Origin of the sequence: Psychrobacter phenylpyruvicus DSM 7000 = NBRC 102152 (genome assembly GCF_000685805.1) — a bacterium.
In the GTDB taxonomy this organism is placed as follows: domain Bacteria; phylum Pseudomonadota; class Gammaproteobacteria; order Pseudomonadales; family Moraxellaceae; genus Psychrobacter; species Psychrobacter phenylpyruvicus.
Map to the genome: position 1 here is coordinate 38,929 of NZ_JMKP01000006.1, position 15,179 is coordinate 54,107.

A 15,179-nucleotide genomic window follows, 5' to 3' on the forward strand; every position below is an offset into this window, starting at 1 on the left:
GCTGGCCATTAAATATTAGCCTGTCCAAAGTAAAGCTGGGCAGAGCGTAGATTTTCTTAAAAAACACCCTGTGAGTAATTCTCTTTTATGATAATACAGCGTTTAAAACAGCTTGCTAAAGAAGAGGCGGATCATTTATTTAAATTTAAACCGAAGATTAGACCTTTATATGTGGGAGTGGTAGCTGCCTTTACTATTGCTTCTACTATTTTTATTGGGGCTTTATTTGACCTGCTACCAGTAGGAATATTGGCTTCGTTGGGTGCCATGATATTTCTGAATCAACCGCGGACAGGTAATGTGCGCCAGCGTCAGACCTTGTTGTTTTTTATTGGCATTATTATGGTTGGTAGCTTTAGCTTAGGCCTTATGGCACATAATCTGCCAGATTTTCGAGTGCCACTATTTATCTTTATGGCCTTTTCAATGGTACTAATGGGACGCTATCTACGTCTGCCTCCGCCTGGAGGTATGTTTATTATGATGGCATCGGTTTTGGCCATTTTTATGCCAGTACAATGGTCGGAGATGTTATCTAAAATTGGTATTGTCGCCGCAGGGGCTATTTATGCTTGGGTAGTGTCACTTTTTTATAATTTATGGATAGTAAGACCGCCAGCAGAGCGTGTGGATCCTGGCTATGGCTATCAGTTGGGCATGGTCACAGAGAGCTTAATTGTTAGTGCCTTTGTGGTGCTGTCACTAGAGGTGGCGCTATGGTTGGACATGCCTTACCCTTATTGGGTGCCTGTTAGCTGCTACGTTATTATGCAAGGGATGCAGCTGCGTACGATGTGGATTAAGCAGCTGCATAGGATTTTGGGCACCGGCATTGGGGTATTTGTGGCTTGGTTCTTATTGTCACTGCCTTTATCAGACATCGGGGTGGCAATCGCCATATTTATGATGTTTGTCTGGATAGAAAGCATTATTACCCGCCACTATGCATTGGCGGTGGTGATGGTCACGCCGTTAACCATCTTTATTGCTGAATATGGAAGAGGGCATTCAGCGCTATCGGCGGGTGCTGCAGCGGCCTACGACGGAATTGTGCAGGCCAGATTCTTAGATACCTTATTAGGCTGTTTGATTGCTTTGCTTGGCGGAGTAGTTATGCACTCTACGGGGTTAAGAAAGCCATTAATGACCTTAGAGACTAAGGTGTTTAGCCCTAAGCAGTAGCACTTAGGGTGAGTAGCCTCATGTTAAAACCACTGTTATTTGCACAGTGATTGCTCATTAACTTTATTTATCAGTCGTTATTGAGCCTCACTTAACGCATTAAGGTCAACGCTAGCGCCAGTCCACAGCTTAAAGCTTAATGCCGCTTGTCCGATGAGCATGCCATAGCCTGGTGAAACTTTAGCTCCTTTATCAGAAAAATGAGTCAAAAACGGCAGCTCACGGCCATACATCATATCGTAAGCATAATGGCAATTTAAGCTGTCTTTTAGAGGTAGCATATCCCCTGATAAGCCGATTGAGGTGGCATTGATAATGATGTCAAAATCACCCTCTAACTGCTCTAAAGCGCAGTAATCAGGATCAATAGCCTCAATAACTGGGCTGGCGGTACGCAGTTGCTGAACCAGAGTTTGGGCCTTGCTCACAGTACGATTGGCAATGGTCAGCTGTTTAATACCCGCTTCAATAAGCGGCAGAGCCACTCCGCGTGATGCTCCGCCAGCGCCTAATATTGCAACTTTAGCGCCTTTAAGGGGCCAGCCTAGACTAAGTAGATGATTGACCAGCCCTTGACCATCGGTGTTATCGCCATAGATCTTACCTTCCTTTAGCATAAGGGTGTTTACTGCCCCTGCCACTTCAGCGTGCGCCGAAAGCTGCCCACGTTCTGCACATAACTGGTATGCTACTTGTTTAAAGGGGACAGTGACATTAGCACCGACACCACCACCATTAAAAAAAGCTTCTACTACTGCGATAAAACTGGCGGCATCATCGGGGCAGTACTGACGGTTATAACGAATTTGTAACTGGGCCTGTTTGGCAAACTGCTGATGAATCTCAGGAGATTTGCTGTGCGCAATTGGATTGCCGATAACGATAAAGTGCTGAGGGCTAGATTGACTCATAAAATACTCTATATTTTTTTAGCTGTCGTATTAGGACAAAGTGGATTTGTGAGCATAGGTTGATATTAAAGCTCAGTTGAAATAGAGTGGACTTAAGCAGCTGCTTTTCGCTGTTTGTTAGCTATAATTTAGTATAAAAAGATGAGTATAACAAACCCACTATGTTTGGGTGAGCCGTCTGTAAGGTTTGTGTTGAGCTTCATCCTTTTTCCACTATGCAATGCGTGGCGATTTGGATAAACTAGACATTCATTTTTACAGAGAGTGAGGGCTTTATTGTGAAGTCTTCACTGAAGAGTTACCGAGGTGGGTAACGGTCCAAAAAATAAGTAAAAAGGTGTGCGTGAATGATATTCAGCAAGTCCAAAAACTCTAGCCAACTATTTACTAGCGGCTTAACGCTCTCAAAGCTAAGTGCCATAGGATTAGCTACCTGTTTGTTATTGACAGGGTGTAGCAAGGCCGACGAAACCGTGACTCCAGTTGATGCTTCTTCAGAGACGGAAGCTTCAAAGCAACAAGCCCTGTCTAAGAATGATGCTGTGGCCAGTCATGAGGCAGACAGCCGTGTGGAGTCAAACGTTAGCCAGAAGCCTGAAGGCAAGCCGGTTAGCTACGACGTACAAAACTGGAAAGCGTCCAATAATCAGAATTTGAGCTTAGAGGATGTAGATGCCTTAAAGAAACAGTTTGGTAAAGTCACAGTCACTGATGAAAAAAGTCTAGATTATGCCAGCAATATGGCGGTGAAGTACCGTTTTATGAAAGGCGATGAGCCTTATCTCGATATCATCGACTCGCAAGATTATCTGGAGCTTGGCTGGTATTATGCCAATCCCAATGATTCAGATAGCGAAAAGAAAATGAGCATTGATCACGCCAAAAAAGTGTATAAAGTGATGACTGGTCTTATGGGAGATGAGGGCAAGGACCTGGTTCAAAGCATCCTATCTGGCAAAATCGTCAAGAATAAAGTCATCAATGATACTAAGGTTGAACTGGCTAAGTGTGAATTTTATAGCTGTATGATTATTATGAATAAAAACGGCTAATCATTGGTCAAGGTCATCTCAAAAGGTTAAATTAACCACTAATCAGTTATTAAGGAGAGGGTGATGTCTCATGCCATGACGTGGTATCAACTCAGTGATGCCGGCATGAATACTCTCACACCCTCAGTGCCTGCCTCCTCTGCAATTTCCTCCTCCTCGCATAATGATATTATCGCTCCTAACCTAAGAGCGGTAGCCTATGGTGATGGCTTCTTTAGCACTATGGGAGTGCATAATGGCAAGCTGCTTTGGCAGTCGTACCATAAAGCTCGTCTCATGGGTCATTGCCAAGCTTTGCAGTTAACGATTCCCCCTACAGTTGAGCGGCAACTCTGGAATGAACTACATCAGTTTGCCGCTACTATCAGCGAGGGACTGATTAAAGTTATCCTTTCTCGTCCTGCCCAAAGTTTGCGTGGCTATGCTTATTCAACACAGGCTGCGGATAACGAGGCTTTAATTTGGTTGGGGGTGATGCAGACAGCAACGCTCGCCGAGCATACAGCTCAGTTTTTGAGTGGTGACTTGGATAATGATCAGTCGTTAGGACAGCAGGTGTTACAGCAGCCGCCCATTATAGCTAAGTGTTTGCAGTCACAGCTTGCTAGCTTGCCTCAGCCTTTGGCGGGTCTAAAAAGCTTAAATCGTTTGGACGGGGTGATGATAGCCGGTGAGTTACAGCGTCATAAGCAGCATAATCCTGAGCTTGCTGAAGGGTTGGTTGCAGACATGAGCGGTAATTGGGTGGAAGGGGTGATGAGCAACTTCTTTTATCGTTTAAAGCCAGCGCTGAATACTGATGGACAGGATGCAGATTCTGACGTTTGGTATACGCCACCAATTGAGCAATCTGGGGTGCGCGGGGTTATGCGTCAGGTTATTATTGATAAGCTAGCAAAGCTCGGCGCACCTGCTAAGCTGCGTTACTTACGCAATGAAGATTTAAGCCAACTTGAGGCGATGTTCTTTTGTAATGCGGTGCGTGGTGTGGTTCCTGTTCAGCAGTTGTGGTTTCAAGATGAAAGGTTTCAGTTATCTTTAGCGCCTTTTATTAAGAATTCTGTACTAAAATAATCGTTACTACCTGAGACAACCTGCTCATATCTATACATCTCTTGGGCTTTATTCAAAGCCTGTTACTCATCGCTTGCTTCTATCTTTACTGTTTTTAATAAGGTTTCGATAATTTCAATTGATAATATCTGTTTTTTTGCTGTCAATATTTTATTCTTATTGAACCATATAAAATGGGCAGTTTGTTATTATTAGTTTCTAACACATTGACTCTGAAAACATTTTGTAAGAACTGAGCCATCCAAGTAGGTTAGTCTAACTTACAATAATGACCATTTCCCAGAAATTCAATCAGACCATGATCACGCAGTACTTGTAATTGTTGGCGTATTTTTGCTTGTATATTGTGGTTTTCTGGATAAAGAGACTTAAGGTGGTCACTAAAGTAATAAACTTCACTTAGTGTAAATTTTTCAGGCAATTTATCCACACAGCGCATTACCTCTAAGGTCCAGCCTCGATTAGCTATTTTTCGCTCATGCAAAAATGTACTTTTATGAAACTGCTCTGTGACACGATTTATTGCGATAGGCTGTTGATTTTTAACTAAGAAAACTTTGCCAAGCTTCGGTATTTTATTGAGGTTAATATTACAGCCAACCCAGCCAGATCTTCTTGCAGTATTAGGTAGAGGAGGGCGTTTGATAATAATATCTGGGGTGAAAAAGTGCTTAGGAATAATTAAGAAGTTATTGACAGCAAATTCTGGCGAATAAGTTAGAAAAAAGAAATTTGGATTGTCTTTACTGTTGATACGCTCAATCATAGTGCTGTATGCGCCGTCATTAATTATGGTACTTAATTTGGCTTTTTTGCTTTTTAGTTCATATTGTTCATTACATCTTGAACAATAAAAATCAGCCACAGGCTGGTTGTTACTGAACTCAGATAAAGGATTGTGACCACATCTAGGGCAATATCCGTTGTGGCTCACCCAGTCTTCACTGAGAACTCGAATGATTTGACTGGGCGACTTATAACCTTGGGCTAGACTTATATTAAACTTTAAATCCATAGTTGACCCTCAGACTAGTTTGAGCGCTATCAATTGCTCTTAAAAATATAAGATAAAAAACAGCCTATATGCTCTTTCCCCATTGAATATCCAAGCATACAATGTGCAATTCTAGCAAACTTTCATCTCGTGAGTGGCTATGGGTCGTTTGAATTTCGACAGTTGGGCTAAAGCTAAAAAACCAGTCAAGCTATAAAGCTATTAAAGCAATAAGCTGTCTTTTATCAAAAAGCCACCGTAATTAGACGATGGCTTAAAAATACAAAATAAGGTTATTTACAGCGATACCATCTACTAGTGAGCCAAAGGATTTTTGATATCCAATGTTGACTTGTCTAGTGGAGAGGTTAAATCTATTAGCTCATTCTTTCGATGAAGTTTCGCTCCACCATCACGAATTAAAGGCTGATATACCAATGTCGCTGAATTTGAAGACCAGTGACTAAATAGAGTGTCTAATGGAATGGAGACGTAGATACCTTTGTCTAAACTGCCTTCCCCAAACTCTTCAGAGGAGACATCAGTCTTGGTAATCCAGCCACCCATTTTTACGCCATTATTAAACTGACGAGACAAATCTAATGTGGCGCCTTTATCTCCTGCTAAATACTGACCGGCCGATACCTTCATATCAACATCATACCAAGGGGTGTCCCAATAGACACTAATATTACCCGTAGTGGCTTCATAATCTTGCAAGCCAAAATGCTGGTCAAAATCACGTTGACGCACATGGTTTAAATCGACGCCTACTGCCCAAGGCTGATTAGGCTTACGATATAGAATTTCAGCGCCAACACCGGCAAACATAGGGTCGAGGTATCCTGCGTATGCCAAGCCATATAAGTTATTACCAAAGGATTTAAATTGGTTCCACTGAAGATTCGGCATGAGGAGTCTGGAGGTGGTCATATACTCCCCAAAATTGGTTCTAACCCGCGGTAAATTACTGTCTGCGACATACGAGTAATTATCGTAGTTGTCTACCACACGCACTTGTGCTGTGCCATCTACCCATGAGCCTGTCCAAAGTTTGTAATCTACATTTGCATTCGCAAAAATACCAAATAGATAGCCGTCAGGACCCCCAATACTTTGCTGCAAACTGGGGGTAAATCGAATAGACCCTTTCGGCAATTCAGTATGGGACACTACTTGAGTATTTAAAGCAGGATAGGTAGGTACCGCTGTGGTAATGGTCAGTGGGTGATCAATACGCTGTGAAGGAGGCGGAAGCTGTAAATACTGCTGAGACCACGTGTCTGGATCGATATTGAATACACCTACAGGCTCTCCATAACGAGAGACTTGTATTTGAATAAAATTAGTGTCCGCTGGCAACACTTGACGTAGTACTTCCATGCCTTGCTGCAGTCTTTCCTTGATAAAGGCGCCACCATAGTCTTCAACGTTTAATATAACATTGCCCTGAGTGATTGACAGGTCTGTGGCCTTCCATCCAGTAGCTTGGGAGAAGGCATTGATTATGGCCGGATTGGTATAAGTGTCAGAATCGCCTTGGCCTAAATTGATTCGATAGCTAAGATTAGAGTATTGAGTGGCTGGAAGCTTTTCTATATTCTTGACTTGATAGGCCTTAGGTTTAACGCGACCAAGCTTAGATAAATCTCCTTGCAAGGTTAGGCCTAGCATGAGCGTATCGCCACGCTCATAGCCCGCGCTAACAGCGATACCACGGTCTAAATCTTGCCAGGTCGCTCCAATATTGACTGGAAAGTCCTTAGTATTGAGGTTTTTATCAGAATAAGGCTCAGACTGATAATCATTGCCATCATACTCAATTTTGAGTGTAAGTGGATCATAAGGGGTATGCCATTGTATTCCACCAAATAATGAAGTTGGGCCAGTAAACCAAGATTTCGCACTCAACTCTCCACCTTCGCCTCCCTTATCCACGACTCGCTCATCGAAGCGGTCATCAATATTGCCTAGAGGATTATCAATATTACCTCGAGCGCCTAAATAGCCCCAACCCATACCCAAGCTAAAGTCAAAGTCACCATAACGTTTGCTTGCAACTAGGTACTCACCAGCGAATAAGCTAGTTCCTGCCATATCTCGCCAGCCAACAGCCAGCTCAGGCAACCAGCGGTCCTCTTTTAATAGCTTCAATTTAACATCTAAAGACTTGTCTTTTAAATCTTGATTGGGGCTGACAGGACCATAAGATACCCCATCAATATTGCTATAGCGTACGGTAGTTTCAAGCCTATCAAACGGCTGCAAAAGAAGATTGTATTGAGTATAGGGATCGACGTGAGAGATATGAGTTACTAAGGTGCCTTGGTCGTGCATTCTTGCGGTAGGGGTTTGTAATAAACCAACGACACCCCAGTCGCTTGAGCTGATCGGTAGGTCTCTTGACGTTACAGGTTGGCTAACTGTAAGACTAATAGGGTTGTCATTTTGTCCAAATGGCAATGGCAAATCTTGGCCTTGAGTGGCTATAAATTTAGCAACGTCTAGGGCCAAGTCTTTTGTCCAGCCATTGGTAGCATCAGGTACCCATAGCCACGACCCGGAAATAGGGGGCAGCTGGGTTTGAGCATTCCACTTTGCTAAGGCAATGTATTGTATAGTGCCATCTGGTGAAATCAGATAAGCATCATCGGCTTGCATCTGTTTGTTTACAGTGGTTAGGCACTCATCGATATAGTTGTGGGCTTTTGTACCCGCTTCATAAAGGACTCGGCACGCTTGTGTGTTATCGAATAATACGGTCACTGTGTTTGGATTAGCATGGAGAAGGACAGTATCCCCAGTACGTAAAACAGGTTCAATACTTGGGTTGGCTTCTAAATAGCGAGGGTCCTGCTTAGGAAGCACCACACGTCCTGTGGCTGCTAAGGACTGCAACCACTGTTTTAGGGGCAATAAGTTGTTTTTTATTGAAGATTTACTTTTTAAAAGATGATCTAAATCGGCAATAAGGGTCTTTTGCTGTGTCTGCTGTGGTGCTACTTCAGCGCTCGATTGCCAGACCATGGCAGGTTCATAATAAGGTTCATAGGCAGTTTTAAAGTCAGATTTAGAGTTGGGTTTAAGGCCACTATTTTGACCATTATTAAACTCTTGTGAGAGCCAGCCACCCATTCGCTGGCTTGTAGGAGAGGTCAGTATTCTTGAATGATTAGAGCTTGAATGATTAGAGGTGCTAACAGCTGGCTGCATAGCCTCAGGTGAGTCGTATAAAGTCGTGGTTAGTGGCTGAGTTTGATTTTGCGCATTGGCATTGATGGATAGAGAAAGGGAGGAAGATAAAGCTAGAACTAAATATTTGTAATTAAAATGAGGAGAGGCACATAGTTTACGCTTCATGATGATTTCCATACTTGCCAAGATAAACAGTATCTTTTTGAGATGCATTGTTGACCATAGACTGGCTTATTCATGTTATTCGAATCAAACGCAAACCAACTATCGAAGGTAGGCTGAGCTTGCATCGTTGGGCTTTTTGATATGGTGTATTCATGTATCCAGTTTAAAGTCGTTTTATCACCGACAAAATTATGGTGCTCAGGTGCTCCACTACTGCTTAATTCACGTCGTTCGCGAACTGCTGTAATGCCGTCGACTGTATCAATCTCTCGCATGAATTGTTGAGGCTTTTGTGCTGACCAATTTAAAGGATAAATGATATGTTCACGCCAGTCATATTCTGCTGTCGTTACCGCAATCAATCGGCCATTACTCCATTTAAAAATAGAGCGATCTGCACTATAAAACACTTCAGTATTAACACTGGGCCATTGATCGCTGGCACCCTGAGCCAACCAGGCAATGTGACCGTTCATATTTAACCTAATGTAATTAAAGTTGGGATCAAGTTGAGGCCTATCAGGATTGTTGCTAAAGACAACATTGCCTTTAATGGCGCCTTTAGAAGTACTAAAACATTTGGTACTGCTCTCTGAGCAGCCAGTTTTAACAGTACATCCAAATAAGCTAAAAGCACTAGTTACGATTAATAGCCTAAAAATAGGCTTGTTTATTTTTAGCATTTTTTCTCATCTTTATGTTTCAGAAAAATATGCCTTAAATTCTTACAAATTTAAGGCATATTAAGGTGTTATAAGGATGGTGAGTACATCAGATATAAGTGGCTACTTATTTAGTGCCCGTGGTACCTGAAGTGCCAGAATCATTATCATCATCACCACTTGCAGCAATCGCAATACCAATTACTGCGGCAGCGGCTACTGGCGCCCATATAGGAATACCACCCGAAGATGCTACCACTGCTGGCGTAGGAGCCGGTGGAGGTGGCGTTACAGGTTGTACGACAGGAGGAGGTGTCTGGACGGTTGGTAGAGGTTGCGGTGCTGGTTGTGGAACAGGTTGCGGCGGTGGAACAACAGGCATGCCTTTAGGGAATGCGCCACTGAACCAGTTATCACACTGATGCATAGAGACACGAACAATCCTACCTGAAGCATCATGATATTGATTAATCATCATCTCTGGCGAGTAAGGAATATATTTACCTTGAATGGCTTTAGCAACGCCATCACGACGTTGGCGATGACCTGTACCGATATCGCAAGTACCATTTTGAAATTGTGGGGCTAAATTACCCAGTAATCCCTTTGATACTGACACTTCATTGTCATGTAATAGAGGCTTTTTAAAGGTGCTAGATTTATAAAATCTAGCTGTTCCTGAATTTATAGCTTGTTGACACTCTTGCAAAGTATCATAACCCACATTGCCATGCGAGTCCTGATGGATGCCTGCTTGAGCAGAAAAACTTAATGCTCCTAAGGTCATTAATGAGACAACGCCTACTAGTGTTTTCAATGGTAAAATCCTTTTGTTAAAATTCTTGAAATAAACAGTTAAGTTTTGTTTAATTTTCACATTAACATTTTTAGATGGTTTTTACACTTTTTTTTCTAATAATTATGAAGGTTAGAGAGCAATCAAAAAGGTCGCTTGAAAAAAACCAATAAAAAGCATCGACTTAAGGAGGCTCATCAATAGCAAGTTTTTTGTAATCTTAGGAGATAAGCAGTTGGAATCGGCAGAAGTTTAGTCTGTCAGGCTTGAAAGGCTATATATTTAAAGGTATGAAATAGGTTAGGAGAGGGCGCGTCATTAGCTAATACAATTAGTAGCTAATAGCATTAAAATAACAAAGATAACTCTATGCTTTATATATAGAAATATAGCTATATTGGAGACAAAAAATCTCAGATGCTCTTTCCCCATTGAATATCTAAGCATACAGTGCTAAATTCTAGCAAACTTTTACCTCGTGAGTGGCTATGAGCGATTCGAATTCAAAAAATCCAAGCAATAATCCCAATAAACCGACAGCTACTGAGACTGAAACAGTGCACCCAACAGACGTATCCTTGGTATGTGATGACCCCTCTCGTCATAAAAAACAGCCTCCAGAGCCTACCTCAAAACGCAGTTATCAGTTGCTACTGGTGTTTGGTTTAATAATGCTATTCTTATTGGCAATGGTCTATCAGACCTTGTTTGGCCACTCTAATCAAGCAGCTGGTGAATTGGTTGTGGAAGAAGGTCAGAGCTATTATGGCTTCTTACCTCAATTTCAGCGCGATGTGCCCATGTTCTCTGCCAGCTTAGCCAAGCTTTATATCAAGGCAACCGTGGATGTGCCGCTACATGCTGGTACTTATGAAATACCAAAAAATGCCAGCTTTAAACAGATGATGGATGCCTTCAAAGAAGGTCAAAAAGTAGACATGGTTACCATTCAAATTATTGAAGGTAAGACGGCTGCTGACTTGTACAAAGTGATTGCCAATAAAGAAGGGGTAGTGTTAGAGGTGCTAGAGTCTAACGGCAAGCCTAAAGACAATTTTAAGCAGCTGCTGGGTATTGATGCGTTCACTCCAGAAGGCGAGTTCGTTAATAATCTAGAGGGTTGGTTTACTCCAGATACCTATTACTATGCTAGAGGTGTTACTGATAAACAGATCTTAAATGACCTTTATAAGCGTCAACAACAAGCTTTGGATGAAGCTTGGGAGAAGCGTGCTGCTGATCTGCCATATAAGACCCCTTATGAAGCGCTAATCATGGCCTCCATTATCGAAAAAGAGACCAGTGTTGATAGTGAGCGTGAGCTGGTGTCGGCAGTATTTGTGAATCGTCTTAATCAGGGTATGCGTCTACAAACTGACCCTACCATTATTTATGGTATGGGTGAGCGTTATGATGGCAATATTCGCCGTACTGATATTAATGAGAAGACCGCTTATAACACCTATCAAATCGATGGCTTGCCACCGACCCCAATTGCCTTGCCTTCTCCTGAATCTATTGAAGCGGCTATGCACCCAGCCAATAGTGACGTATTGTATTTCGTGGCTACGGGTACGGGTGGGCATAAGTTTACCAAAACCCTTGCGGACCACAATCGGGCAGTACAAGAGTACTTAAAAGTTATGCGTGAACAAAGAACAGCTGATAACCCATAAATAAAGAGAGTCGAGTCTTATGTCGCAGACAGTCAATGCAGCTAAATTTATCAGCTTTGAAGGTACTGAGGGGGTGGGAAAAACCACAGCCATCAATAGTCTATGCCAGTGTTTAACTGACGCAGGTATTGAGTACGTGCAGACTCGAGAGCCTGGGGGTAGTCCGTTTGCCGAGCAGCTACGAGAGCTATTACTAGATACCAAGACGGACATCACCGATGACACTGAGCTGCTACTGATGTTCGCGGCTCGTAGTGACCACTTAGCAAAAGTTATCTTGCCGGCGCTGGAGGCAGGCAAGTGGGTAATTTGCGATCGCTTTGTAGACTCTACAGTGGCTTATCAGGGCTATGGTCGGGGGTGTGGTGACTCAGCTATGCTGCAGAAGATTGAGGGGCTTATCAGTCAATTTGTGCCCCGCCTGCCTGACCTAACCTTATGGCTAGATTTACCGGTTGCAGAGGGAATGCAAAGAGCAGGCAAGCGTAGTGCTGCTGATCGCTTTGAACAACAGCAAATGGCTTTTTTTGAAAGGGTCTATCAAGGGTTTAGTCAGCAACATCAGGCCCATCCTCAGCGTGTCCAGCGTATTGACGCTCAAGGGCAGGCAGAGGAGGTAGCTGCTAGAATTTGGCAAGCCGTTGCCCAGAAGCTGTAGCCGCTAAGGGTGTAGTTATCACTAACAGTGCAGTTGTATAGCTACCATAGCTATAGATAGATAGTTATCATCGAGATCCTAGTAGTAAATAAAAAAGAGCAGCTCCTGTGTGAGCTGCTCTTTTTTTGGGTTGTTTTTAGATTGTTGTCGTGTCTTTGGATTAACAGTTAAGCCACTGCAGTTAAGACGATTTATCCGAATTGTTCTTTGCTTCAGTATCGGGCAAGCGCTGAGGGTCTAGCGAGCCATCGGCTTGTCTTGGGGCTTGAGAGTTACCATTGTCTTGTGATTGCAGATTTTTAACTGAAGCCGCCTTACTGCTTTTATTGCTAGAGGTTTTACCTGTATTTGTACTGCTACTAGTATTACCACTGCTATCAGAGTGCTTTTGTAGACTCTGTTCAAGCTTAGTCGCCAGCTCAGCCTCTAACTGCGTAGTAGGTACAGTCGTTGAAGATTTTGCCTCATTGTCACCAGTTGCCTCATCTTGGCCGTGTTGTACGTCAGTTTGAGCAGGCGATGAATCAGTTGGTTTTGAGTCACCTTTATCAAGCTCCAAGCTATGAGTTGGGTCGTCTACCCCTTCGGTTATAATCTTTTCTTTACGCTTCTCAGGTGACTTGGATGTGGCCTCAAACTGTGAGTTGGCTAAAGCACGGGCTTGGTTTTGCTTCTCAGTGACATCAACTTCTTTTGGCTGCACTTCATCTTCAATGACCAGTGCCACTAGCTTATGGTCACGAGGAATCTCATTGTCAAAGCTGTCAGTAATCACGTGCAAATGACCTTCTTTATCAATAGTGAATAAAGGCACAAATTGCTTATTATCGGCGCGATACTGGCTGTAGCTATAACTGTCAGTAATATTGGTAATCTTCACCCGAGCCTTCTTTGACAACATACTGGCCATCTTAGTATAGGTCACATCTTTACCAAATAACCAACGTGAATTAAAGCCTGAGCGCTTGCTCTCTCTTTCTGTCTTTGACTTGTCCTCAGTGAACTTTAAGCGATAGATTTTTTGTTCGCCAAATTCATGACGATAATGTAGCTCGGATAGGGTGTTCATCTCCTTATCGGTGCTCATGGCAAAGAGATGGCCAATACCGATTAAGTCCATGTGACGCTCGGCATGGTCAGAGATGGGATTACCAAAATAGGTACGTAATCCAGCCATACGGGCTTTGGCAATATTGGTGTAATTGTTATGGGCTACCACCACATCGAAGCCTTGTTCCTGTAATGCGGCTGCCACTCTAAGTGCCACTGGGTTAGAGCCCACAATCAGCACCCCATTATTGGCAGGCTCACGTACTCCAAGCAGATTACCCACCATCTTCGCCCCCAAGCCTTGAATTAGGACGGTGCCAATGATTACCATAAATACCAAGGGCACTAACAACTCCACTCCTTGGATATCATACTCCTCTAAGCGGATAGCAAATAAGGAGGAAATGGCGGCAGCAACGATACCGCGAGGCCCAATCCAACTGATCATCATTTTTTCAGAAGTTTTTAGATTAGAGCCCATTGAGGAGGCCCAGACTGATAAAGGGCGTGCTACAAACATGACGATCGCTAACAGCACTAAGCCTTGGAAGCCGACGCTTAACAGGCTATTTAACTCAACCCGAGCTGCTAGCACAATAAATAGTACTGAGATTAGCAGGACGGTTAATGACTCATTAAATTCAAGGATTTGCTCACGTGGGAAGTCTTTCCAATTAGCTAAGGCGACGCCCATCACGGTCACAGCCAATAGACCCGATTCGTGCTCTAAATGGTTGGATATTGAGAACAATAATAGCACAAAGGCTAAGGTAAAAACGTTGTGTAAAAACTCAGGGATCATGTGACGTTTAATTAAATTCGCCAGCACAAAAGCCCCAAACATACCAATGGCAGAGGCAATAATCACAATCTCAGCAAATAAGAAGATGCTGTTGGCCTCTCCGCCGGAGATGATGTATTCGTACACCAAAACCACAGCGATAGCGCCCACGGGATCGATGATAATCCCTTCCCACTTTAAGATGTTGGAGATGGTCTTATTGGGGCGCACACTGCGCAGTAGCGGCATGATAACCGTAGGTCCGGTAACACAGACTAAGGAGCCAAATAGTAGTGCAATTAGTGGGTCGACATCGAATAAAAGGTAAGTGGATAGGGCGACCACAGCGATGGTAATTAATACACCGACTGAGACCAACATTTGTACCACTTTACCGTGCTGCTTAATTTCTTCGAACTCTAAGGTGAGTGAGCCTTCAAATAAAATGATGGCCACACCCAAAGAGATAAAGGGAAATAGTAAATCTCCAATGACCGCATCTGGGTCAAAGTAGTTCATGATCGGGCCAATAAAAATACCAATAAGTAATAAAAATAAAATTGACGGCTGTTTTAAATACCAAGCCAGCCATTGCGCAGCAATGCCTAGCCCAACCACGCCAGATAATAATAAGGCGGTATCCATAAAAAATCCTTGTGTATGCAGTGTCCATTCTCAGCTATGTAGTCAGCATTTACTACATCCTGCAGGCAAAAAAAAGAAAATAGAGAGAGGTGAAAAGACACTGTAAAAAAGCCTAGTAGTTTATTACTAGGCTTCGCTAATGCAGGGCTAACCATAAAGTCATGCCCTTAAGTGAAGCCATGATTTGTAGCAGCCGATCTTTATTAGCGCTATAGTTTTGATAGTCCTATAACCCAGTAAGGTTGGCAGATAATTAGCCATCTATTGGGCGACTGTTGACACCCTAATTAAAAGAAATTAGGGTTAAGTGAATTTATGATATCACGAAATAAAGTAAC

The 15,179-nt window shown here is 43.0% G+C and carries 11 protein-coding genes; 5 read left to right on the forward strand and 6 right to left on the reverse strand.

The window, feature by feature from the left end:
* Nucleotides 1-87: 87 nt before the first annotated feature.
* Entirely contained in the window at nucleotides 88-1,182 is a 1,095-nt protein-coding gene (locus tag G561_RS13900; RefSeq protein ID WP_051584352.1) for an FUSC family protein, read from the forward strand.
* A 77-nt stretch (nucleotides 1,183-1,259) separates the two neighbouring features.
* Here G561_RS13900 and aroE read toward each other — a convergent pair whose 3' ends face one another.
* On the reverse strand, nucleotides 1,260-2,093 hold the full coding sequence (gene aroE / locus G561_RS0103820) for a shikimate dehydrogenase (protein ID WP_028858366.1): 834 nt from the start codon (nucleotides 2,091-2,093) through the stop codon (nucleotides 1,260-1,262).
* A 347-nt stretch (nucleotides 2,094-2,440) separates the two neighbouring features.
* On the opposite strand from aroE, the gene G561_RS0103825 reads away from it, so the two are divergent.
* Nucleotides 2,441-3,145 carry a hypothetical protein gene (locus tag G561_RS0103825; protein ID WP_028858367.1) on the forward strand — a complete coding sequence of 235 codons (705 nt, stop codon included), beginning with the start codon at nucleotides 2,441-2,443 and terminating at the stop codon, nucleotides 3,143-3,145.
* 63 nt (nucleotides 3,146-3,208) lie between these two features.
* Entirely contained in the window at nucleotides 3,209-4,219 is a 1,011-nt protein-coding gene (locus G561_RS0103830; RefSeq protein WP_028858368.1) for an aminotransferase class IV, read from the forward strand.
* A gap of 250 nt (nucleotides 4,220-4,469) precedes the next feature.
* Here the strand turns inward: G561_RS0103830 and G561_RS0103835 are convergent, their stop codons facing one another.
* From G561_RS0103835 to G561_RS0103850, 4 genes are all read right to left on the reverse strand, one after another.
* Nucleotides 4,470-5,234: a DpnI domain-containing protein gene (locus tag G561_RS0103835; protein ID WP_028858369.1), complete on the reverse strand. Its 765-nt coding sequence runs from the start codon at nucleotides 5,232-5,234 to the stop codon at nucleotides 4,470-4,472.
* Nucleotides 5,235-5,528: 294 nt separating this feature from the next.
* Nucleotides 5,529-8,573 carry a YjbH domain-containing protein gene (locus G561_RS0103840; RefSeq protein ID WP_227674001.1) on the reverse strand — a complete coding sequence of 1,015 codons (3,045 nt, stop codon included), beginning with the start codon at nucleotides 8,571-8,573 and terminating at the stop codon, nucleotides 5,529-5,531.
* On the reverse strand, nucleotides 8,570-9,049 hold the full coding sequence (locus tag G561_RS0103845) for a hypothetical protein (protein ID WP_147286706.1): 480 nt from the start codon (nucleotides 9,047-9,049) through the stop codon (nucleotides 8,570-8,572). The genes G561_RS0103840 and G561_RS0103845 overlap by 4 nt, the downstream gene beginning before the upstream one ends.
* Nucleotides 9,050-9,362: 313 nt before the next feature.
* A complete protein-coding gene (locus G561_RS0103850) occupies nucleotides 9,363-10,052 on the reverse strand; it encodes a hypothetical protein (protein ID WP_028858372.1) in 690 nt (229 codons plus the stop codon).
* A 467-nt stretch (nucleotides 10,053-10,519) separates the two neighbouring features.
* Here G561_RS0103850 and mltG point away from each other — a divergent pair, with 467 nt between their 5' ends.
* The gene (gene mltG / locus G561_RS0103855; RefSeq protein WP_028858373.1) at nucleotides 10,520-11,707 is read left to right on the forward strand and encodes an endolytic transglycosylase MltG; all 1,188 of its coding nucleotides are present in this window, start codon (nucleotides 10,520-10,522) and stop codon (nucleotides 11,705-11,707) included.
* Nucleotides 11,708-11,726: 19 nt separating this feature from the next.
* A complete protein-coding gene (tmk, locus tag G561_RS0103860) occupies nucleotides 11,727-12,365 on the forward strand; it encodes a dTMP kinase (RefSeq protein WP_028858374.1) in 639 nt (212 codons plus the stop codon).
* A gap of 181 nt (nucleotides 12,366-12,546) precedes the next feature.
* Here tmk and G561_RS0103865 read toward each other — a convergent pair whose 3' ends face one another.
* Nucleotides 12,547-14,841, reverse strand: a complete 2,295-nt coding sequence (locus G561_RS0103865) for a cation:proton antiporter (protein WP_028858375.1) — start codon at nucleotides 14,839-14,841, stop codon at nucleotides 12,547-12,549.
* Nucleotides 14,842-15,179: the final 338 nt, after the last annotated feature.